Annotated in this window: 20 protein-coding genes and 1 pseudogene; 14 read left to right on the plus strand and 7 right to left on the minus strand. The window is 42.9% G+C overall.

The features are described 5' to 3' along the window. Positions 1-84: 84 nt before the first annotated feature. From V7K35_RS21230 to V7K35_RS21255, 6 genes are all read left to right on the plus strand, one after another. Positions 85-804, plus strand: a complete 720-nt coding sequence (locus tag V7K35_RS21230; RefSeq protein WP_335081326.1) for a response regulator transcription factor — start codon at positions 85-87, stop codon at positions 802-804. A gap of 186 nt (positions 805-990) precedes the next feature. Further along, positions 991-2,679, plus strand: a complete 1,689-nt coding sequence (locus V7K35_RS21235) for an NAD(P)H-quinone oxidoreductase subunit 4 (protein WP_335081328.1) — start codon at positions 991-993, stop codon at positions 2,677-2,679. Between the two features lie 1,037 nt (positions 2,680-3,716). Beyond that, positions 3,717-5,345: an outer membrane protein assembly factor BamB family protein gene (locus tag V7K35_RS21240; protein WP_335081330.1), complete on the plus strand. Its 1,629-nt coding sequence runs from the start codon at positions 3,717-3,719 to the stop codon at positions 5,343-5,345. Positions 5,346-5,522: 177 nt separating this feature from the next. After that, positions 5,523-6,437: a homoserine kinase gene (gene thrB / locus V7K35_RS21245; protein WP_335081332.1), complete on the plus strand. Its 915-nt coding sequence runs from the start codon at positions 5,523-5,525 to the stop codon at positions 6,435-6,437. 42 nt (positions 6,438-6,479) lie between these two features. Next, positions 6,480-6,989, plus strand: coding sequence for a hypothetical protein (locus V7K35_RS21250; RefSeq protein ID WP_335081334.1), 510 nt, complete (start codon positions 6,480-6,482; stop codon positions 6,987-6,989). A 125-nt stretch (positions 6,990-7,114) separates the two neighbouring features. Beyond that, a complete protein-coding gene (locus V7K35_RS21255) occupies positions 7,115-7,261 on the plus strand; it encodes a hypothetical protein (RefSeq protein WP_335081336.1) in 147 nt (48 codons plus the stop codon). Between the two features lie 112 nt (positions 7,262-7,373). Here V7K35_RS21255 and V7K35_RS21260 read toward each other — a convergent pair whose 3' ends face one another. The 6 genes from V7K35_RS21260 to V7K35_RS21285 all read right to left on the minus strand — a co-directional run bounded on the left by V7K35_RS21260 (position 7,374) and on the right by V7K35_RS21285 (position 12,681). Continuing rightward, complete coding sequence (locus V7K35_RS21260) at positions 7,374-7,781, minus strand: hypothetical protein (RefSeq protein ID WP_335081337.1); 408 nt, start codon at positions 7,779-7,781, stop codon at positions 7,374-7,376. Between the two features lie 119 nt (positions 7,782-7,900). Further along, on the minus strand, positions 7,901-8,779 hold the full coding sequence (locus V7K35_RS21265) for a hypothetical protein (RefSeq protein ID WP_335081339.1): 879 nt from the start codon (positions 8,777-8,779) through the stop codon (positions 7,901-7,903). Positions 8,780-8,782: 3 nt separating this feature from the next. After that, the gene (locus V7K35_RS21270) at positions 8,783-10,060 is read right to left on the minus strand and encodes a DNA methyltransferase (RefSeq protein WP_335081341.1); all 1,278 of its coding nucleotides are present in this window, start codon (positions 10,058-10,060) and stop codon (positions 8,783-8,785) included. Between the two features lie 166 nt (positions 10,061-10,226). After that, positions 10,227-10,577, minus strand: a complete 351-nt coding sequence (locus V7K35_RS21275; protein WP_012407317.1) for a DUF1257 domain-containing protein — start codon at positions 10,575-10,577, stop codon at positions 10,227-10,229. A 142-nt stretch (positions 10,578-10,719) separates the two neighbouring features. Next, positions 10,720-12,231, minus strand: coding sequence for a stress-responsive protein Ycf46 (gene ycf46, locus V7K35_RS21280; RefSeq protein ID WP_335081342.1), 1,512 nt, complete (start codon positions 12,229-12,231; stop codon positions 10,720-10,722). 96 nt (positions 12,232-12,327) lie between these two features. Beyond that, entirely contained in the window at positions 12,328-12,681 is a 354-nt protein-coding gene (locus tag V7K35_RS21285; protein WP_335081344.1) for a hypothetical protein, read from the minus strand. A 391-nt stretch (positions 12,682-13,072) separates the two neighbouring features. On the opposite strand from V7K35_RS21285, the gene V7K35_RS21290 reads away from it, so the two are divergent. From V7K35_RS21290 to V7K35_RS29780, 5 genes and pseudogenes are all read left to right on the plus strand, one after another. Further along, positions 13,073-13,603: a hypothetical protein gene (locus tag V7K35_RS21290; RefSeq protein WP_335081346.1), complete on the plus strand. Its 531-nt coding sequence runs from the start codon at positions 13,073-13,075 to the stop codon at positions 13,601-13,603. A gap of 159 nt (positions 13,604-13,762) precedes the next feature. Continuing rightward, a complete protein-coding gene (locus V7K35_RS21295; RefSeq protein WP_335081348.1) occupies positions 13,763-14,917 on the plus strand; it encodes an NAD-dependent epimerase/dehydratase family protein in 1,155 nt (384 codons plus the stop codon). Between the two features lie 12 nt (positions 14,918-14,929). Continuing rightward, positions 14,930-15,574 carry a DUF4291 domain-containing protein gene (locus V7K35_RS21300; protein ID WP_335081350.1) on the plus strand — a complete coding sequence of 215 codons (645 nt, stop codon included), beginning with the start codon at positions 14,930-14,932 and terminating at the stop codon, positions 15,572-15,574. Positions 15,575-15,580: 6 nt separating this feature from the next. Next, entirely contained in the window at positions 15,581-16,708 is a 1,128-nt protein-coding gene (locus V7K35_RS21305) for a glycosyltransferase family 4 protein (RefSeq protein WP_335081352.1), read from the plus strand. Positions 16,709-16,723: 15 nt separating this feature from the next. Next, a pseudogene (locus V7K35_RS29780) lies at positions 16,724-17,070 on the plus strand (adenylate/guanylate cyclase domain-containing protein); the annotation flags it as partial. Positions 17,071-17,166: 96 nt separating this feature from the next. Here V7K35_RS29780 and V7K35_RS21315 read toward each other — a convergent pair. Next, on the minus strand, positions 17,167-17,442 hold the full coding sequence (locus V7K35_RS21315; RefSeq protein WP_273762410.1) for a DUF7219 family protein: 276 nt from the start codon (positions 17,440-17,442) through the stop codon (positions 17,167-17,169). Between the two features lie 636 nt (positions 17,443-18,078). Here V7K35_RS21315 and purC point away from each other — a divergent pair. From purC to lpxC, 3 genes are all read left to right on the plus strand, one after another. After that, entirely contained in the window at positions 18,079-18,816 is a 738-nt protein-coding gene (purC, locus tag V7K35_RS21320; RefSeq protein ID WP_335081356.1) for a phosphoribosylaminoimidazolesuccinocarboxamide synthase, read from the plus strand. Between the two features lie 336 nt (positions 18,817-19,152). Beyond that, positions 19,153-21,762: a BamA/TamA family outer membrane protein gene (locus V7K35_RS21325; RefSeq protein WP_335081358.1), complete on the plus strand. Its 2,610-nt coding sequence runs from the start codon at positions 19,153-19,155 to the stop codon at positions 21,760-21,762. Between the two features lie 228 nt (positions 21,763-21,990). After that, positions 21,991-22,884: a UDP-3-O-acyl-N-acetylglucosamine deacetylase gene (gene lpxC / locus V7K35_RS21330; protein WP_334793646.1), complete on the plus strand. Its 894-nt coding sequence runs from the start codon at positions 21,991-21,993 to the stop codon at positions 22,882-22,884. The last annotated feature ends 34 nt before the right edge of the window (positions 22,885-22,918 follow it).

A 22,918-nucleotide genomic window follows, 5' to 3' on the forward strand; every position in this document is an offset into this window, starting at 1 on the left:
TTGCTTTTTGTATAAAATCCCGAATAGAAGAACGAGATTATTTTAATCTGTACTTTAGATAGATAACAGTAAAATTAAGCAACTATGAGTGAAATCAAGATCCTCGTGATTGAAGATCACAACCTTACGAGAATCGGCTTACGGGCTGCTTTGCAAACCGATCCAGAGTTAAACATTGTTGGTGAAGCAGCCAATGCAGCAGAGGGCATCAAGCTTCTGAAAACTCTCAAGCCCGATGTTGCTACTATTGATATTGGCTTGCCTGACATGGATGGAATTGAGCTAACACGCACATTTAGGCAATATCAAGCTGAGAATGAAGATTATACAACAAAGCTGCTAATTTTAACGATGCAGAATAGCGAACAGGCAGTTTTAGCAGCATTTGCAGCAGGTGCAGATTCTTATTGCATGAAGGATATCGAAACTGAGAAACTAGTAGAGGCTGTACGAACAACCTATGCAGGTAGCTCATGGATCGATCCTGCGATCGCAGACCTTGTACTACAACAAATACGTCAAGATTTCCCCGATGGCAACAGAGGCGCAGCTGGAAAAAGAGTTTTGATTGAAGGTATTGACCCAGATGTTGAAAAAAGTATAGTCACCTATCCTTTAACTCATAGAGAGATGGATGTTTTAGAGTTGATTGTCGCTGGCTGTGACAATGCAGAAATTGCTAAAAGGCTTTATCTAACGGTCGGTACTGTAAAAACTCATGTTCGAGGTATTCTAAATAAACTCTGTGTTGCTGACCGTACACAGGCTGCTGTCCGGGCTTTGCGGGCTGGATTAGTACCGTGAGTGAGTAAGCAACCATCATCAACTGCGTATACAACAACACTTAACAAATAAAAATATTTCTTTCATAGTCTCCAGTCAATTGTTTTTCGGTCAAAGCAGTTAACTGGGACAAATATTTATGAAGAAATTGTTACAAAGTTTTGTAGAATGACATAATTGACTAAATAAGTATTTTTATATACATACATGATAGCGGATCAATTTCCCTGGCTTACTGCAATTGTCTTACTGCCACTTGTTGCTTCCCTGCTCATCCCTGTGTTACCTGATAAAGATGGTAAGCGCGTGCGGTGGTATGCACTGGGTGTAGGGATTGCAGATTTTGCATTAATGTGCTATGCATTTTGGAAGCATTACGATGCCAGTAGTGCTAGTTTTCAACTTGTGGAGAATTATGCCTGGATGCCTCAGTTAGGTTTGAACTGGGCGGTATCAGTCGATGGACTTTCAGTTCCCCTTGTGCTTCTGGCAGGATTTGTCACTACACTCTCAATTTTTTCGGCCTGGCAAGTTAATCACAGACCTCGCCTCTTCTATTTTCTGATGCTGGTGCTGTATTCTGCACAGGTAGGGGTGTTCGTTGCCAAAGACTTGCTGCTATTTTTCATTATGTGGGAAGTAGAGCTGATTCCCGTCTACCTACTAGTCTGTATTTGGGGTGGGCAAAGGCGTCGTTATGCGGCTACGAAATTTTTGTTGTACACCGCAGCGGCTTCTATATTTATTTTAGTGGCAGCCCTGGCAATGGGGCTATATGGCGGCGGTAACATGACATTTGACATAACCGCCCTCGCCAGGAAAGAATATCCTCTTGGTTTACAACTGCTACTTTATGCAGGGTTACTGATTGCATTTGGTGTCAAGCTTGCTGTTTTTCCGATGCATACTTGGTTGCCTGATGCCCACGGCGAAGCATCCTCTCCTGTATCGATGATTTTGGCTGGTGTATTGCTGAAGATGGGTGGATATGGACTAATTCGCCTGAATCTTGAGTTGCTTCCCGATGCACACATTTACTTTGCACCGATTCTAGCCATTCTCGGTGTTGTCAACATTATCTATGGTGCATTGAACTCCTTTGCTCAGACGAATATGAAGCGGCGTTTAGCTTATTCGTCGATTTCCCACATGGGATTTGTATTGCTTGGGATTGCGTCTTTCACTGATTTGGGAATCAACGGCGCGATGTTGCAAATGATTTCACATGGTTTGATTGCATCAGTACTGTTCTTCTTAGCAGGTGTTACTTACGATCGCAGCCATACAATGGTAATGAAAGATATGGGCGGTATTGGTCAAGCCATGCCCAAAGTCTTTGCCCTGTTTACAATCTCCGCCATGGCATCTCTGGCACTTCCCGGTATGAGCGGCTTTGCTGGCGAACTCTCGGTATTTGTTGGTATAACAAGCAGTGACGTTTACAGTTCGACTTTCTGCACCGTAACGGTTTTTCTAGCAGCAGTTGGAGTCATCCTCACACCTATCTATCTACTTTCCATGCTGCGAGAGGTATTTTATGGTCAGAGTGCAGCACTGATCTGCGACATTAATAATGCAGGCTTGGAAAATCAAGAGGATGACGGAACAGTTTGTTTTGGTACGGACTGTCTCGTACCAGAGGAAGCAGTCTACGACGATGCTAGACCGCGTGAAGTGTTTATCGCTGCCTGTTTTCTGCTGATGATTATTGGTATTGGTTTCTATCCCAAGATGGCGATGCAGATGTACGACGTGAAGACTGTCGCAGTCAATGCTAATCTTCGCCAGTCTTATGCCATAGTCTCGCAAAGCAATCCCCAGATTTATGCTCATAGATTCTTAGTTCCGCAAATTTCCGAGGTAGAGGTAGCGCCCGTTTTAGGAACTTTGAAGTAACCTTTTTGACTAATAGACTTGTGGAAAAGGGTATTGTCTACGCTTCTATAGCCCAGCTAACTGTTAACAGCTTGGGTTGTTTGGGAGAAAAACTTTGCGCTCATTATTTCAAAATTTTTCTCCCACCAGTCCAATGTTCTTTGTTACCTCTAGCACCCGATTTCAATTACTTTACCGTATATACTGACCTTTCTCTTCAATCCTTTGTGAGCAAGCTTTTTGAGACTTAACGGACAAAGTCAGATTTATCACAGGTAACAGCATTATATAAAGCTTGTATAAACTTGATTATTGCTTGATAATAAATGTCTTCAGCTTACATATAAAATTAACTTATGTAGTTTTCAGCACAATCATATATCACAAAATTATTTCTGTTACAAGAAGAAATTCCGTTTTTGTTAAGAACAAAACAAAATTTCATAAAATATAGACTTTTAAATAAGCGAACGAAATACATTTGTGCAAAGGATAAAATTTCGCTTATAAGCATTTGAAAAGGTATTAGATTTATATAAGTTTACATCTTAAAGATTGGGTAAAGAAGTTTACTTGGACTGGAAATAGTGATAAATATACAGCTGTGTTGACTAAGCAAAATAAAGCACTCAAAAAAACCATTTAAATAAGCTATTTTGCTAGATTTCGGGAAATTATTACTGAATAAAATTCATAGGTAACTTTTGAAAAACTAATGAAACAGTCGCATAAGTTTTTCATCGTGATTGCAAGTAAGCGCCTGCTTTTGATTAATAATACCTTCGCTTTCTTCAGGAGTATTGCCTATTGTGCGTCATTGATATACCCTATTTACATAAAATATTGATGTTTTGTCGTTTATCGGAACAATAGTAGCGATCACATTATTACCATTTCACCCTATAGTCATCAAATTCGTAAAAAGCGGATTAAAGCTCACGAGAGACGTTAGTTTAAAGCCCAATTACTTACTTTGTGAAACCCTTCAGTAAGCTGAGATTTTTAATTAAAAGTGCGGTCAAGTAATAGCAAATTCTTTTTAGTAGTGGAGGATATTAGTGACTGTGATTAAAACTTATTCATCCTGTAAACAAGCGCTTGGAATTGTTACAGTAGCATTAGTCTTTGTCATGCCAACAATTAGCAGTAGTGCTAAAGAAAGTCCGTGTATATCGGATAATCAGTGGAGATTGGGTGGTCAAAACTTAAACAATACTCGCTCTCAAGCAGGTGAGAAATACCTCAATCCAAAGAACGTAACACACTTGTCTCCCAAATGGGTTTTTAGTGCAGGTGGTGAACTCTCTGCAACACCAGCAGTTGTAGATAAAACTGTATATATGCCAGACTGGGGCGGTAATTTTTTTAAGATTGATGCACAGACGGGTACACAGATTTGGGCAAATAGCATTGCCAGCTATATTAATGATCCAAGTATCCCAAAAGCTGTCTCACGCACAAGTCCAGCAGTTAAGGGCAATAAAGTGATTATTGGTAGCCAGGAAGGTGCTTTCCTGATAGCAATTAACAAAGATACTGGGAAGCTAATCTGGAAAACAAAACTTGACAAGCATCCTTCTGCTATTATTACCCAATCACCGAGCATTTATGGCAATCGTGTGTATGTTGGAGTTGCCTCTTCTGAAGAAACAGCAGCAAGCCAGCCAAACTACCCATGCTGTACATTCCGTGGAAGCATGACGGCAGTAGATTTGAATACTGGAAAGCTTCTGTGGAAAACTTACACTGTACCAGAAAATTATGGTCAATCGGATGGCTACTCAGGTGGAGCAGTATGGGGTAGCACACCAGCAATCGATCCAAAGCGAAATTCGGTATATATTGCAACAGGCAATAACTACAATGTGCCTCGAACCGTAAGAAATTGCATTACAAAACTCTCTTCACAGAAAGCTCCTGATGAGTCGCAATGCCTCGATCCCAATAATTATATTGACGCGATCGTGGCACTTGATCTCGATACTGGCAAGATTAAGTGGGCAAATAAACTACAGGGATACGATACCTGGACTGTTGCCTGCTACTATGGTGGTATCTCCAATTGCCCTGACCCCAAAGGACCAGATTATGATTTCGGTCAGGCACCGATGCTTTTCACTGTTAAAGATGTTGGAAAATCGCGCGATTTACTTGGTGCTGGTCAGAAGAGTGGTGTCTTTTGGGCGCTTGACCGGGATACTGGAAAAGTCGTCTGGAGCCGAATTGTTGGTCCTGGTGGTCCTGTTGGTGGAATAATGTGGGGTTCGGCTACGGATGGTCAACAAATCTATGTAGCGATTTCAAACTACGGATTTCAGGAGTACACATTAAAGCCCTCAGGTGAGACTATTAAGGGTGGGTCATGGAGTGCGCTTGATGCAGCCACTGGCAAAATTATCTGGCAGACAGCAGATCCAGCAGGTGAAAGAGATATGGCTCCAATGACAGTAGCGAATGGAGTGGTATATGCTGGCTCGATGGCATCAGGAGCCGATAAGAATAATATGTATGCATTAGATGCAAAGACTGGTAAGATTCTGTGGAATTTTAACAGTGGGGGATCAGTAGTTGCAGGTGCAGCAGTGGTTGATGGTACAGTGTACTGGGGTTCTGGCTACAGCCGCATCCCAGGCGGGTTTAAATCTAATAATAAGTTTTACGCATTCACAGTCTCAAAGCATCGATAACAGTTAAGGTCATAAACAATTTGTCAATAAATAATAGTGCTTAAAATTCTCTCGAAAATGGGGGCGAAAAACACAATTTTTCAGCTAGCGATAGTGCTGGATTAAAGAACATTAAAAACTCGCCCCAAAGTGCTACCAATACATGGGATGCTAGTTGATGATTAGTGAGTTTTACCAATGTCTGTTGTTTCTGCCATCACTGTTACCGTTCCCGCCACAACTGCTAATTTGGGGCCTGGTTTTGATTGCATCGGGGCAGCTTTAAAGCTGTACAACGAGTTCAAGTTCACTCGCTTAGAAGAAGGTGGGCTAACTATTCATGTCACTGGTACAGAAGCTGAACGAGTCCAAACTGATGAGAGTAATCTCCTCTACCAAGCGTTTGTCAAGTTCTATCAGCATATAGAACAGACACCGCCGATTGTGAAAATAGAGATTAAGTTGGGTGTCCCACTGGCGAGGGGTTTGGGTAGTTCGGCGACAGCAATTGTTGGTGGGTTGGTTGCTGCTAATCAACTTGAGGGTGCGCCGATGAGTCAGTCGCAGGTGATGGAGTTAGCGATCGCAATGGAAGGACATCCTGATAATGTAGTTCCAGCTTTATTGGGAAGATGTCGTCTCGCTGCTACCAGTGGCGCAGGTTGGGAAATTTGTGATGTTCCCTGGCATAAAGATGTTGTACCAGTTGTGGCTATGCCTGATTTTGAACTTTCCACTTCAGAGGCGCGGGGCGTTCTCCCAACTGAGGTAAGTCGCGCTGATACGATTTTCAATATGGCACATTTGGGGTTATTGTTGCGCGGCTTGGAAACTGGTAACGGACAATGGTTAAAGACAGGTTTGCAAGATAAGTTGCATCAACCCTATCGCAAAGCTTTGATTCCTGGTTATGATGCTCTCAACATCGCAGCTGTTAGTGCTGGTGCTTATGGTATGGTGATTAGTGGTGCGGGGCCGACACTGTTAGCTTTGACGGATAAGTTACACTCAGAGGCTGTGGAGGCGGCGATGTTAGCTGCTTGGCAACAAGAAGGAATTACAGCCGAGGTGCGATCGCTTTCTCTCGATACCCAAGGGGCAAAAAGCTTTTAAGAAATTAGATGACTATTTTACTCAGCACTTAAAACTCGATTTATGGAGCAAATTCAGGCTGAAATGGCGGCGCTTAACTCTCAAATTCAGATTCTCCTAGAAGAACGTGCTGCACTCACTATTAATAATGTAATCTCTGCCGAGAATGATTCACCCCAGGCAATGGTTGAAGCGTACCGTCGTCAAGCCAGGGAAAATGCCCAATTATCAGTTGAACTCCAAGGCATAGATGCGGCGATCGCAGCTTTGGAAGTCCAGATAAAACAAAAACAAGGTAAGTTAGTGCGATCGCAAGGTGAATCAAAACAACTTATCCAAGAGCAGCAGCTAGAGGAAGCTAAAGAAGTGGCACAGGTTCATGCTCAACGCATTAATCAACTAGCTGGGGAACTGGCGACAGAAGTCCGTTTGCTGAAGGCTTGTGCCAATGAACTGAGTCCAATGTATTGGCGAATTTATTACAAACCCTTCATCACTGGGTTTAAGACAATCTCTGTTCCCTATGTCCGCTCAGATGGGGAAGTGTGGACAATTGTCAACCGGATTGTTTAATGTTTTAGCCTTTTCGTTTGTATGCAATACATTGACCTCACTTCCATTCCTCTCTCCTAAGAGGCTACGGTGTACACATAAGCATGAACAGCACTATGTTTCAACTCTTCTAGTTGTTTCGTAGGGTGCGTTATGGAGATGCCAAGATAACAAATGAGTTCGCCGAAATAACAAATGCGTTCGCCGAAATAACAAATGCGTTCGCCGAAATAACAAATGCGTTCGCCGAAATAACAAATGAGTTCGCCGAAATAACAAATGCGTTGGCGTAGACCGCACAACTCTACCAGACGCTCTTGCTAGCTTGCAACTCCTGCGGAGTACGACAAAGCTACTTCGACTGTATCCGTATCTGCGCCCGGACTTGTTCAGGAATCTGGCTCACTAGCTTAAAGGTTCAATCAACCCACGTTTGACAGCTTCGCTCAATGCAGTGGCTTTTCTTAAAAGTCCTTCTTGATAGACCTGCATCAGGATTTGTAACTCTGAGCGATCGCCTTCACTAAGAGTACCTGATTGCTGGCGATGTCTACGACGGGCTACGCCTACAAGCAGTTCGCTTAACCGGGCATTCTGTTCTGGTTCCATTTGCAGTTCGGTCAGCACCAGGACTTCTTCATCAGAAAGGACAGAGACAGGCTCAAGGTCGGTAATCTCGCCACTAACAGGCGGAATTGAAAGTTGAATGGTATCTACTAAAATGCTGGCAACATCACGATTTGCCAACCGGGCAAAGCGTTCTGCACGTTGGTAAATATCTTCTGGCAGGGTAATGATGATTTGAGTACTCATAGCTCTTGTAAATACTCGTTTCTATTCTCACTTGCAATTAGTAATTATGTGTTTCAAGGTAACAAAAACTGAATAATCTAATTTAAGACACTGCTTAAGAATCTCTCCCTAACCTTCACTTAATGTTCCAACTTTATTAAAAAGTCTGTCAACAAATTCTTGTTTTGAAAAGTAGCTCGAATTGTATCGCTATTATTATAATCAACGATAACTTCAAATTTTTCAAATTCTCCAACTGGACTATCAATATTAAGTGTATCTAGCCCACTAATTGCATCATCAATACTATCAAATTCGTATCTCTTTCCGAAAAGCGGAATTAAAACTATATTACTAATGTAACGCTCAAGACAATTTCTAAGCGTTTCCATAAACCTATCTACTTCTTCTTGAGAAACTCGCATCAAAGCCTGTCGCAGTTTTTCTTTATCTGAACTAGTAAGGTTATCAAGTTGTTTAAATGCTGTAGTATAGCTTTCGTCAGCAGTATCTTCATCAAAAGCAACATCAAAATCAATTACTTTAAATGCTGATACTACACCCTTATAGGGGATATAAATAACTGCAAAGCCATTATTTTTTAGTTGTTCTAGGGCTGGCTTTGTAAAATCTCCAGCTAATACTACCCCATAAAAGGGTGCAGATAGATGATGAAGCTCAATAATTGGTAATATCGCCCCTTGGATTTCCTGAGCTTTATTCTTTGAGTGCTTTGTATATCTACGCCACGCAGATTCAATAAATGCAACAGGTCTGCCAAGCTTATTATCCGTGCCATCGACTTCAATTACAAAATCTAGATCATGCTTATTTCCATACTTATCCTCCCAAGTAACCTTTTTACCACTTCTAGCTGGACGCGATCGCTGCCAGTCAAGATAGTAATTTTTGACTTGGGCAAATTGCTGTAGTCGAGGTTTAAGAATATCGTAAAGTACGATATCTTCAAGAAGTTTGCCTAGTTGCTGACCAAACTTGTGTGATGGTGACAGTGCCATAATTTAACTTTCTATCCAAAGCCTTCCTTCATGTAAAGGAATATTATGTTTTCTATTTTTCCATTTGACGTTACGTTGTCTAATTTTCTCAAAAGACCATAAGCAAAACCCTGCCTCATCTGCTAATTTTCCAAACCACTGCTCAACTGGAACATACACCCCATATGGAGCCGAATCTCCAACTACAAAGCAAATCTTGCAATCAGATGTTGTAACTCGACGAAGGGCATGGAATACAGATCCCATATCAATAAAGTATGCGGCGATCATTGTGTGATAAGCCTTGTTGCCAGCTTTAGTCTCTCGGACTTTTTCTAGCTGTTTACAAACAGTGATTAGCTCATCTCGAATTGGCTCAAGGATTGGATCAGCTATCAAAGCATCTAATTTCAATCGATCCTTTGAGACATGTTGCGAACTTGAACGAATCAGAAACTTGCGAACTGTATCATGTAAATCCCCCCAAGAGTTAACCTCACCCCAAAAGGTCATTTCCAGACGCGTGGCATCAGCATAGTCATAGTTGTTTGCATATGGTGGAGAGGTTATTACTAAATCTATTGACTTATCGGGAATACCTTCTAAAATCCTTGCATCTTCTTTAAGCAGGGTAGCTTGGCTTGCTGTTCTAATACACTGCATACAACGCATATCTTCTAGCATCAAAGCGACTTGGGTATCTAGTGCATTAAGTGGTTTAGAAATCTTGACTTTTCGTTTGTTTGGAAGAATATATTGCCACTGCGCCGTCCCTACATAGCTTGACAATCGTAAAGTAGCAGAGATTGCTAGAAAGGTGAGAGACTGTAACTCTTCAGATAGGGTTGGAGCTAGCTCTAAATAGGCTTGCCTAATTTTGAAGAGATGTATTAATACCTCCTCGGTGTAGCATTTGCTTAGTAACACTGGCATTTTGTCTGGAAACTTTGGCTGAAGACTAGTAGCAAGATTTTTAATCTCAGTGATTGCTTCCAAAAACTCATGAGCATGTATCTCCCATGAGAGCTTCCCTTGTGCAAGGCGATAAACAAAAGGGTGCGCTTCAATGCCGTAGGAGTTGACACCAAGTTTATCAGCAGCAATACAAACAGTACCCGATCCTGCAAATGGATCGAGGACAATTTTAGGTTCCAGTTCTGCGATTACTCCCTCAACCCAAGTTGCTGAAAATCCAGCAGAATACCTAAACCATCTATGAATAGGTAATTTCATATTGTCAGTAAATGTGCCTGCTCTTTCTGTAATAGCTCTTGATTGAAAATCATTGCGAAATTCAGGCATCAAATTTAAAAGCTAAAGTTAATAAGGCTTACTTATTTTAAATTAGTATTGACTAAAGTCATCAAAAATCGGGACTGAGAAATACATCTCAGTCCCGATAAAAAAGCGGGCTAACCGCTATTTATATGGTTAACCCGTGCAGCTTTGGGAACGCGCAGAGAAATTGTTATTGCAATACCAATTTCACATTGGCGTTTTGCAGACCGCGTTGTTTTACTTCAGCCAAAGTTTTGTTAACGGCATACTTTTGGTTGATGGAGTTGATCAACTCGGTTTGGTTGTGCTTCTTAGCAACTCCCCACAGGTCAGCGATTAGGTCAAAGGAACCATCGCTGTTGCGAGACCAGCCGAGGTCATATTCGCCATCCAACATAGCAACGATGTCAGAACGGACACGCTGACCGTTATAACCACGGACATCAGCTTCAGTCTTTACGCTGATACCGAGGTCGCGCAAGGAAGCCTTGAGGATTTCGGCATCGGTGATTTTGGTACGCAGGGTGCTAAAGTGAGACATTTGGGGTTTCCTCCAATGAGAAGATTGAGAAAAACGACAACGGTTTGTTTTGGGCGAAGCCGCGCTTAACAGGATGCGGCTTTTTTTATAACTGCTAGCATTGGGAGCTAGCCTTTCCCCCTGGGATGGCAGAGGAAAGCTTTTAAAACTCCATTCGCTGATATTCAGCTACGGAGGATGCTGCGGGGCGGGCGCGCTGTCTGGCCCAATCTCTCAGAGCCGTTACTTGTTCTTGCATCGTTCGAGACAGCGGCAATGTTGCCTTCAGTGCAGCAATAATATCTAATTGGGTGAACTCCCGATCTTGGGCAAAAGCTTCATACATTGCCGCAACGATCGCTTGCTCAACTTCTGCCCCAGAAAAGCCATCAGACATCTTAGCTAGTTGCTCAAGATCAAATCGAGAGATGTCTTCACGGCGCTTGGTCAGATGAATATTGAAAATCTGCTGCCGTTCTTCCGGTGTTGGCAGATCGACAAAGAAAATTTCATCAAAGCGTCCTTTCCTCAAGAACTCGCCAGGTAAGCGTTCTACTCTGTTGGCAGTTGCCATCACGAACACTGGTGATTTCTTATCTTGCATCCATGTGAGGAAAGAACCGAAGATTCTACTTGAAGTCCCCCCATCAGAATCGGAGGAACCTCCACTACCAGCAAAGGATTTATCCAATTCATCGATAAATAAAATCGCTGGGGAAATAGATTCTGCTGTTTTCAGGGCGTTCCGCAGGTTTGCTTCACTTCGTCCTACCATTGAGCCGTCATAGACTCGCCCCATATCCAACCGCAACAGTGGTAAACCCCACAGCCGGGAAGTAGTTTTGGCAATTAATGACTTACCACAACCGGGAACTCCGAGAATTAACATCCCCTTTGGTTGAGGCAAACCATACTCTCTCGCTCTTTCTGTAAAAGCGTTAGAGCGTTGCTTGAGCCATCTTTTTAACTCTTCTAAGCCACCTACTGCATCAATGGTTTCATCTTCTTCAATATATTCTAAGATTCCATTGCGCCGAATTAGTTGCTTTTTCTCAGATAAAACTATATCTACTTCATCTTCCGTCAAACGCCCTGTAGTTACCTGCGCCTTCCGGTAGACTTTCTCAGCTTCATCTTTAGTTAGACCTAAAGCTGCTCTGAGAAGCTTTTCTCTAGCCTCTGTTGTCAGCCGCCGACCACGATTTTGGTCTACATGCTGAGTCAGTACTTTATTTAACTCTGCCATATCTGGCAGTGTAAAGTCGATAACAACAACTTCTTTTTCTAACTCTATAGGTACTTGTTGCATCGGCGACATCAAAATGATGTTCTTTTGCGTACCTTTAAAGCTAGCGATCGCATCACGTAACGATCTGTTTGTTGCAGGCGCATCAATAAAGGGATGTAAATCTTTAAGAATAAATATACTTGCTTCTTTCTGCCGGATTATCCATTCAATCGCGGCCTCTGGAGACACGGTATTATGTTGGGTGACATTCCGGGGTTGACCATACTCTACAATCCCGTGTGTTACTGTCCAAACAAATACCCGGCGCTGGGGCTTTAACAACTGGGCGATTGTGGAAACTGCTTGCTCGGCCCGCTCTTCCTCGGAGGTCACAAGGTAGATTAAAGGGTATTGAGCTTGAATTAGGATATTGAGCTCTTCTTTCATACATCGACCTACTTGAGACCTTATAGAGACAGTAGAGACATTGCTTCTGGTAAAGACAACCGAATCATGAATAAATAATTCATAATTTCTATTTATCTAGCAAGGAACTAACTCTTCCTCACTCTTGGGATGGGTTTCATCTTTATCCATCTCATCAATAGAAAGATGTTCTTGACCAACTACTCCTGGTTGATTGCCCAAAGTTACCAGTTCCCCATCGCGTAAGACTAGTGAGGTATCACAAGTTGGGCATGAATAAACTCTATGAGTCCGCCCATAAGAAGAATCTTCTACCTCATCAACCAATTCTGAATTAGACAGGTAAAAAACGAGGGCACGTTCCGCAAGTTCTGACATTGGTTCTGAATCGACTGCTGAACGAATCTTCAACTTTCTGTGCAACTCTGGCGATAAATACAAAGTGACCTTTTGCTTAGTTTGCGTTTGCATATAACTCTTTAACGGTCTTACCCGGGTATGTATATCAAGTTATCGGTTCTTTTATTGGTTGTCAAGATGGCAAAGCGTTTTAACGGCATTTTTGTTACATTTGTTTACATTTAGGATTTAGATGCTGTTTTAACTAGTACAGCGGGCGTGTAAATCCATCTACCATCTCAATTAAGAAGACTTGCAGCTTAACAAGGGGCAAAATCCCCTTGTTAAAGGTAGGCAAACTGACGCCACAGTGTACTAATGACATCGTTACCAAACTGAGTTATTTACGAAACAGTTATCTGGGGTTAACTAGATTTAATCAAGCAACAGTATAGTATGGTGGCTCTAACTTGCCCGTGGTATTTCTCTAAAATCAATAATTTTGGCAAAATGCGTAATATAAATGACTACTGCTAATAAAACCTGTAGTTTGGGGCGAAGAATTTATCGGTTTGCCTCCAGCGTTAGCAAAGCCATTGCCCTGTTCATAATCCTCTGGGGTTGCACTGCAAACGATTTTAACGCCGGAACTATCACATGGAAAACTTATAGCAACTCCCGTTATGGCTTTGAATTTCCATATCCAAGTAACTGGACTTCATTAGCAGCCCCAGAAAATGATGATGGAATTGTATTTATTTCACCCCAGAACAAAACAGTGGAAATTCGGGGGTGGGCAAGTCAGCAGCTACCAAATTCGATTGTTACAGACCAAAATTCTGTGAAAAAGATAAATCCCAACTTTCAGACTGCCCAAGGAATATCTGGGGTGCTGGTTGTAGAAGTTGACAAGGGAGTAGGTTCGATGACACTGACACTAACTCAGAGTCAAGTAAAATACTACTGGCAGGGACGATGCAAGAGCCAAGAATTTCAAGATTACTATCGTTTGTTTTATTACATTGCCCAGCAATATCGGATTTCCAAGTTTTGAGTTAGGACTTAGGAGAGACGCGATTAATCGCGTCTGTACAGGAGTTAGGAGAATTCCCCTCTCCCCCTGCTACCTAAATTGACATCTTTGCCAGAATGATGATTGAGAGGGGACAGAAACCTGGTAGATTTAGCTATCAGCAAGTAAAAACTGGTGAAGATGAAAGTCCTGGTTATTGGTGGTGATGGATATTGCGGTTGGGCAACTGCTCTTTACCTTTCCAATCGAGGTTATGAAGTTGGAATTTTAGATAGTTTAGTGCGGCGGCATTGGGATAATGAACTGGGTGTCGAAACTCTCACTCCGATCGCACTAATTCAGCAACGCCTCCAGCACTGGCAAGATTTGACTGGCAAATCTATCGACCTGTTCATCGGCGATATTACTAACTACGAATTTCTCAACAAAGCATTACATCAATTTCAGCCAAACGCCTTAGTACATTTTGGAGAACAGCGTTCGGCTCCATTTTCGATGATTGACCGCGAACATGCAGTTCTCACCCAGGTCAATAACGTAGTTGGTACGTTGAACTTGTTGTACGCCATGCGGGAAGATTTCCCAGACTGTCATTTAGTGAAGCTGGGGACGATGGGTGAATATGGTACACCCAACATCGACATAGAAGAAGGGTACATCACTATTGAACACAATGGACGCAAGGATACCTTACCTTATCCCAAGCAGCCTGGTTCAATGTACCATTTAAGCAAAGTCCATGACAGTCATAACATCCACTTTGCTTGCCGGATTTGGGGATTGCGGGCAACAGATTTAAATCAGGGTGTAGTTTACGGCGTCTTAACCGAAGAAACGGGGATGGACGAACTGTTGATTAATCGGCTTGATTACGATGGCGTGTTTGGTACTGCACTGAACCGCTTCTGCATTCAAGCAGCTATTGGACACCCCTTAACGGTTTACGGTAAAGGCGGGCAAACTCGCGGATTTTTGGATATTCGGGATACAGTCCGATGTGTAGAATTAGCGATCGCTAACCCTGCACAACCTGGTGAATTCCGCGTATTCAACCAATTTACTGAACAATTCAGCGTCAGCGACTTGGCATTGATGGTGAAAAAAGCTGGTAACGCTATGGGATTGAATGTAGAAATCAATCACTTAGATAATCCTAGAGTCGAGAAAGAGGAACATTACTTCAACGCTAAAAACACTAAATTGCTCGATTTAGGTTTAGAGCCTCACTTGCTTTCTGATTCTCTACTCGATTCTCTGTTAAACTTTGCCATCAAGTATCAGAAACGAGTTGATCACAAACAAATTCTACCTAAAGTCTCTTGGCACAGAAATTAGGGTAAACTCTGCGTGCGGTTGATAACAGAACCTTATTTAACTCAAGTCAGTAATTGGCCGAAAAATGGTCGTCATATCTTAGCACAATATGACGACCATTCAATTGTTGTTTATCAAGCTTATCGTCCAGCTATTGGTGACTTCGCCGCCACCTATGGTTATTTTGGTGGTAAGTTCAGTTTTGAGCGCATGAGTTGGATAAAACCTAACTTCCTCTGGATGATGTATCGTTCCGGATGGGGTACACAAAATGGGCAAGAGGTAGTGTTAGCTATTTGGATTAAGCGTTCGGCAATTGAAGAAATTTTAGCGACGGCTGTTCATTCTAGCTACGTTCCAGAACTTTATCCCAATAAAAGTGCATGGCAAAGAGCATTGAAGCGATCGCAAGTTCGCCTACAATGGGACCCAGACCATCATCCATCTGGGGCAAAATTAGAACGACGCGCTATTCAGTTAGGGTTACGTGGTGAAGTACTAGCTGCTTACGCCAAAGATTGGATTGTCAACATTGAGGATATCTCGGACTTTGTACAAAAACAGAGGCAAAACATTAAATCTGACTGTACAGAGTTGATTACACCACAGGAGAGGGTCTATTCTGTGTTTGATACCGAAACGCAAGCAAAGCTGAGATTATCTGCCTGGACTGAATAGTTTTATATGAGAATTGCCCTATTCACCGAAACCTTCTTGCCCAAGGTTGACGGCATTGTGACGCGCCTGCGCCATACCGTTGACCATTTACAGCGTAGTGGTAATCAAGTTTTGGTGATTGCCCCTGATGGAGGCATCACTGAATACAAAGGCGCTAAAGTTTACGGCGTTACTGGCTTTCCTCTGCCATTGTATCCAGAATTGAAAATGGCATTACCCCGCCCAGCCATTGGTTACGTCTTAGAAGAGTTTAAGCCAGATGTTATTCATGTCGTGAATCCAGCAGTTTTGGGTTTATCTGGGATATTTTATAGTAAAATCCTCAAAATCCCCTTAGTGGCGTCTTATCATACGCATTTACCCCAATATCTCCAGCATTACGGCTTGGGGATGCTGGAAGGTTTTCTTTGGGAACTACTCAAAGGTGCTCATAATCAAGCAGCTTTGAATCTGTGTACCTCAACAGCAATGATGGAGGAACTGACAGCACACGGTATTGAACGGGTAGATTTATGGCAGCGTGGGGTGGATACAGAATTATTTCATCCTGATTTGGCTAGTGTAGAGATGCGATCGCGTCTATCACAAAACCATCCAGAAAGTCCATTGCTACTTTATGTTGGGCGGCTTTCCGCTGAAAAAGAAATTGAGCGCATCAAACCTATTTTAGAGGCAATTCCCCAAGCGCGGTTGGCATTAGTTGGGGATGGTCCCCACCGTCAAGCATTGCAAAAACACTTTGCTGGCACAAACACTTATTTTGTTGGGTATCTCATGGGGCAAGAGTTGGGTTCTGCCTTTGCTAGCGCTGATGCCTTTATTTTTCCCTCCCGGACAGAAACACTAGGGTTAGTACTACTAGAAGCGATGGCTGCTGGCTGTCCGGTGGTAGCAGCCCGTTCGGGGGGAATTCCTGATATTGTGACAGATGGGGTAAATGGATATCTTTTCGAGCCAACAGCAGATGTTCAAGGAGCGATCGCTGCTACTATTCGCCTCTTAGAACAAAAACAACAACGAGACATCATCCGTCAAAATGCTCGCCAGGAAGCAGAAAGTTGGGGTTGGCCATCTGCCACCAGGCAGCTACAAGATTACTACCAAAAGGTGATATTTTCAGAACAGCTGACATAGGGGAGTGGAGAAGCCTTGGAAGCGGTAACTAAGCAATATGATTGTGATATTCCTTTAAGTTAATTTACTTACAAACTTTGCAGCGATCGCATTTGGGTGCGCCAGTTAGATAAAATTCGCGTCAAAGGAAAACACTAGGCGGTGAATATCTACAAGTTAATTGGCGATCGCAGCACCCCTCTAGATGCCAACACTCAAGAGTTTCTGTTTAACTATCATATCCGGACGCACTGCTTATTTACCACGCACTTCTCACAAGCGATCGCCTGTTTTGAATCCACCAAATGCATCCAACCTAAAGACTGATCTGTTGATATACACTAACAACATCTGTATCATTAATTACAAAAATTTTGTCATAGTCCTGGGATGGTATTTGGACAATGCTTACTAAGTAGTTTTGAGTGAGAGACTTAGGAGTTATGAGTTATCAGTCCCAGCGTCCCCGCCTCTCCCCTTCAATCTTGAACCTCTCCCTGGTCATCCTGAAAGGGGTCTTCACCAATTCTTAGCTCTTTTTTTGAGCGTTTCAACTGTTTCCATAGATCCTTTATTTGTTCGTAAGCTGCACCTGGAGGCAGTTTTCCACCTGTTTCTAAGTTGCAAATGTAGCTTACTCGTTGGGCAAATTCCTGGAGATTCGCATTAAAAACCAAGTTTTCTGGCTTTACCTGACCGTAGTAGCGACCACGAGGGTAGAGAAAATCATCTTTGTTCACTATTTTTTTCTCCAAATTATTTAACTCCCTTTTTATTTAAATGTCTAAAGCTGAATCACTAGCTACCCTAATCTTTCTTTTATCAGACTGCGGGAAATCAAATCATCCAACTCCTTTTCAAATTGGTGATGCAGAAATTGGCTGATTCAGATTTTGAGGCTAGAAGATAAAGCTTGAAATACTTTTACCTTAAATATTACAAAAAATTCCCTGTTAAAACGATTAAAGAGTATATTTTACTTCCCTCCGAGTTATCAATTTATCTCATCTTAATTTATAAAGTTCAGATTGTAATTAACTTCAGTTGAAACCCTGGCTTACAAAGTATTAAAAGATGTACGTGCTTACTAGATTTTTTTGTAAAAATGATTACTAATTTATTGAGTAAAGCACTTAGATAAACCTACTATATAATAAAGCTAATTGTCGTCTGTTAAAAGTTAGAGATTCAGTTCTGAATGTTTGGCAACTGGCCAATGAGGCATTGGGCAAAACAGTTCTGAGTTCCGAGTTATGAGTGAAGAAGTGAGATTTACCACTCAGTAGTCGGCACTCAATAATCGCCAATGACTAATAGTCAATAACTAAAGATAAAATGGTGAAGCCCGAAACGACAAAAATCGTCCATCGCCTAGAACTTTACCTGCCACCATGTCTGTTAATTCCAAGTTATACGAAGGCAAAGCAAAAATTCTTTATACAACGGACGATCCCGAAGTCTTGTTGGCTGATTTTAAGGATGACGCCACGGCGTTTAATGCCCAAAAGCGTGGCAGTATCCAAGGAAAAGGAAAAATTAATTGTAGCATTTCCAGCCAGCTTTTTAAACAGTTGGAGGCAAATGGTATAAAGACTCACTTTATCAACAGCCCTGCCCCGAATCAGATGCTAGTGAGAGCAGTAAAGATTTTACCCTTAGAAGTAGTTATCAGAAATATTGCTGCTGGGAGTCTGTGTCAGCAAACAGGGTTACCAGTGGGTGCAATTTTGAAACAGCCTTTGGTAGAGTTTTATTACAAAAACGACCAATTAGGAGATCCTTTATTGACACGCGATCGCCTGTATCTGCTAGAACTAGCTACTGCGGAACAAGTAGACGCAATAACACATCTAGCATTGCACATCAACAAATTTCTCAATAACTTTTGGCAGCGGTGCGGCATTACTCTAGTAGACTTCAAACTAGAGTTTGGTTTGGACTCACAACAGCAGTTGCTCTTGGCCGATGAAATTAGCCCCGACACCTGCCGTTTGTGGGATACCGCAGAAAATGACTCAAACCGCCGAGTAATGGACAAAGACCGCTTTCGCCGAGACTTAGGAAATGTAGAGGATGCCTACCAAGAGGTTTTACAAAGAGTGCTAAAAGCTGTAGAAACTACAAGTTAAACAGGTAAAAACCAAAAGGTAAGAAGAAATTATAAGAGAAAGCAGGAGACAAAAGGAAAGAATTATGAATGAAAACTTTAGTCATGGGTCATTAGCCAGTTTAAAAAGAAGAATTGTCTCTCACCTCAGGTGGTGCGAGATCCAAAGCGTCCAAGATCAATCCCACGCTTTTAAACGTGGGTTACTCCTGCCTCCTGAAATTTGACTTTTGCCTTTTGCCTTGTAAAGTAAAAAAGCAAAAGAAAAAAATTATGTTTTGAGTTTTACCTTTGGCATGAGGGCATTATTGCCTTGTGATGGTGTGTGTGTGGTCGTGAAGAGGAATCAATAAGTAAAATGCGTTTATCTCCCATATTGCTGGCAGCAGTAGCAATTGCAGTCCCTTTGGGCGGTTCATTGAGTGCAAATGCAGAAACCGCCAACAGTTCAAAACAAACAAGAGAAGTTTTGACACTAGAAAAAAATCAGCAGCCAGAAAAGGATACTGGTCAGGGTGACTCTAGTAAAAGTCTAGTATTTCGACCTAATCCCACAGGAGTTATAGAGGGGGAGGGTCTCCAATCCCGCATTGTCGCAATTTACCCTGCCAATCCAGCAGCGATCGCGACATCAAAGGTAATAATACCAACCTCCACAACGCCAAAAACTGCACAAACCGCTCAAATCATCAATCCTAGCCCTACTCAACAGCCATCTCCCGCTCCAGACATTCCACCGCCAGAAATTCAACAACCAACGCCTTCCCCAACTCCTGAAACCACTCCAGTCCCAGAAAATGTCAATCCACCGACAACGGAACCTTTATTACCCACAACTCCAGACATTCCCCCCCCAGCTAGTCAACAAAGAACACCTGCCCCACGCCCAGGCGCTACTCCCAGTCCGCAGATTATTAACCCCCCGACAACTCCAGGAAATACTCAACCCAACACAGCCCCAGGTGCTATTCCCAGTCCGCAGAATATTAACCCGCCAACAACTCCAGGAAATACTCAACCCAACACATCCCCAGGTGCTATTCCCAGTCCGCAGAATATTAACCCGCCGGCAACTCCGGGAAATACTCAACCCAACACAGCCCCAGAAGCCAATGACCCCCGCGTACTGGTATCAGAAGTATTAATTAGATCACAGGCTGGGCAACTATCACCAGAACTAGAAGACCAAGTTTACAAAGTAATTCGTACCCAACCAGGACGAACGACAACCCGCAGCCAACTACAAGAAGATATTAACGCCATCTTTGGTACTGGCTTCTTCTCTAACGTCCAGGCAACGCCAGAAGATACCCCCTTGGGAGTGCGGGTGAGCTTTGTTGTGCAGCCTAACCCCGTTCTGAGCAAAGTAGAAGTGCAAGCTAATCCTGGCACTGGTGTTGCTTCTGTACTACCAGCTAATACTGTGGATGAAGTATTTCGGGAGCAGTATGGCAAAATCCTCAACTTGCGTGACTTGCAAGAAGGCATTAAGCAGTTAAACAAGCGATATCAAGACCAAGGTTACGTGCTAGCCAACGTAATTGGAGCGCCCCAAGTCTCTGAAAACGGAGTTGTTACGTTGCAAATAGCAGAAGGGGTAGTAGAAAATATTAGAGTCCGGTTCCGTAATAAAGATGGTCAGGAGACAGACGAGAAAGGACAACCGATTCGGGGACGCACACAGGATTACATCATTACACGAGAATTGGAGTTGAAGCCAGGACAAGTATTCAATCGCAACACAGTGCAAAAAGACCTACAGCGCGTGTATGGAGTAGGGCTGTTTGAAGATGTGAATGTGTCCCTTGACCCTGGTAGTGACCCCAGCAAGGTGGATGTAGTAGTGAATGTAGCTGAACGCAGCAGCGGTTCTATTGCAGCTGGGGCAGGGATTAGTTCTGCTAGCGGACTTTTTGGAACAGTAAGCTATCAACAGCAAAATCTGAACGGTAGAAACCAAAAGCTGGGGGCAGAAGTACAGGTGGGAGAACGGGAACTGCTGTTTGACCTACGGTTCACAGACCCCTGGATCGCGGGAGATCCCTACCGGACTTCTTACACAACAAATATTTTTCGCCGAAGTTCCATTTCATTGATTTTTGATGGCAAAGATGAAGATATTAGGACGTTTGACCCAGATAATCCCACTAATACAGGTTCTCAGGATCGCCCCCGCATTCTCCGTATAGGTGGTGGTGTTACTTTTACCCGTCCCCTGTCTGCCAATCCTTACAAAACTTCCGTCTGGACTGCTTCAGCGGGTTTACAGTATCAACGAGTTTCTGCCCGTGATGCTGATGGCAATCTCAGAAAAACAGGAGCGGTATTTAATGATGATAACGGCATCCGCACCAGTGATGAAATTCCACTGACTTTATCTAGCAGCGGTCAAGACGATTTATTACTGCTGCAACTGGGGGCACAGCGCGATCTCCGTAATAACCCGCTGCAACCCACTAGCGGTTCTTATCTCCGCTTCGGGGTTGATCAGTCGGTTCCTATCGGACTAGGCAGCATTTTCCTCACCAGATTCCGGGGTAGCTACAGCCAATATTTACCCATCAAGCTGATTAGCCTTAGCAAAGGGGCACAAACCTTAGCATTTAACCTGCAAGCAGGAACCATCTTCGGTGACTTGCCTCCCTACGAAGCTTTTACCCTTGGCGGTAGCAACTCCGTCCGGGGTTATGAAGAAGGAGCATTAGCTAGTGGACGCTCTTATGTGCAAGCATCAGTTGAGTATCGGTTCCCAGTTTTTTCAGTAGTCAGCGGCGCAGTATTTTTTGATGTCGGCAGTGACCTGGGAACTAATACTAGGGCAGCTGAAGTGTTGAACAAAAATGGTAGTGGTTTCGGCTATGGTCTTGGCGTTCGCGTCCAGTCTCCACTGGGGCCAATTCGGATTGACTATGGTATCAACGATGACGGTGATAGCCGGATTAATTTCGGTATTGGCGAAAGGTTTTAACCAGTTAGGAGTTAGAAGGGGCGCGAGGTCTTGCGCCCAGGAGTTATAAGTTTTAATTCCTCACTCCTCACTCTTAACTCATAACTTTTTTGGATTAGCTTGCTAATTTTCACATTTACCTCAATACTGTTCCGATAAAGGGATTAATGACATTTTTAGGGAAATATCAGGGATTTTACCAAAACAGACGATGAACAATACTAAAAGAAATATATTGACTTTTCGACTATGCAACAGCACACTCTAGCCGCCCAAATCATCCAAACAGGGGTGGGACTGCATAGCGGTGTGAGTACCCAGGTGCGGATACTACCAGCTGAGGCAGGAAGTGGACGCTACTTTGTGCGGGTGGATTTACCAGATTTGCCGATCATTCCAGCCCAAGTTGCGGCAGTTAGTCACACTGTTCTCTCAACTCAGTTGGGCAAGGGTGAGGTATCTGTTCGCACGGTAGAGCATTTGTTGGCAGCACTTTCTGGTATGGGTGTGGATAATGCCCGGATTGAAATTGATGGCCCAGAAGTTCCACTTTTGGATGGTTCAGCAAGTGTGTGGACAGCCAACATTGCCCAAGTTGGCTTAGTATCACAACCTGTTAACAACCAAGTTCCCAAGGCTATTACAGAACCAATATGGGTCTATCAAGGGGATGCCTTTGTATGTGCCCTCCCAGCACCAGAAACCCGCTTTAGTTACGGTATTGATTTTGACCTGCCCGCCATTGGTAATCAATGGCATAGTTGGTCACTAAGTGCTGAACTAGGAAAAGCTTCTGCTAGCTTTGCTGCGGAAATTGCTCCTGCCCGTACTTTTGGGTTACTGCATCAAATTGAACACTTACAAAAAACAGGGTTAATTAAAGGTGGCAGTTTGGATAATGCACTTGTTTGTGGATCAGAAGGCTGGCTAAATCCACCATTAAGATTTGCAAATGAGCCAGTCCGTCATAAAATCTTGGATTTAGTAGGAGATTTAAGTTTACTAGGAACTTTTCCTAGTGCTCATTTCTTAGCGTATAAAGCTAGTCATAATTTACACATTCAACTGGCTCAAAGAATTTTAGATTTAGGACTTCGGCTTCTCTACGAGACGCTGCGCGAAAGCTCAGTCGAACGATTTTAGATTTTGGAGTAGAACTAAAGCCAAAAATCTAGGA

It is taken from the genome of Nostoc sp. (assembly GCF_036917275.1).
Classification (GTDB): Bacteria; Cyanobacteriota; Cyanobacteriia; order Cyanobacteriales; family Nostocaceae; genus Nostoc.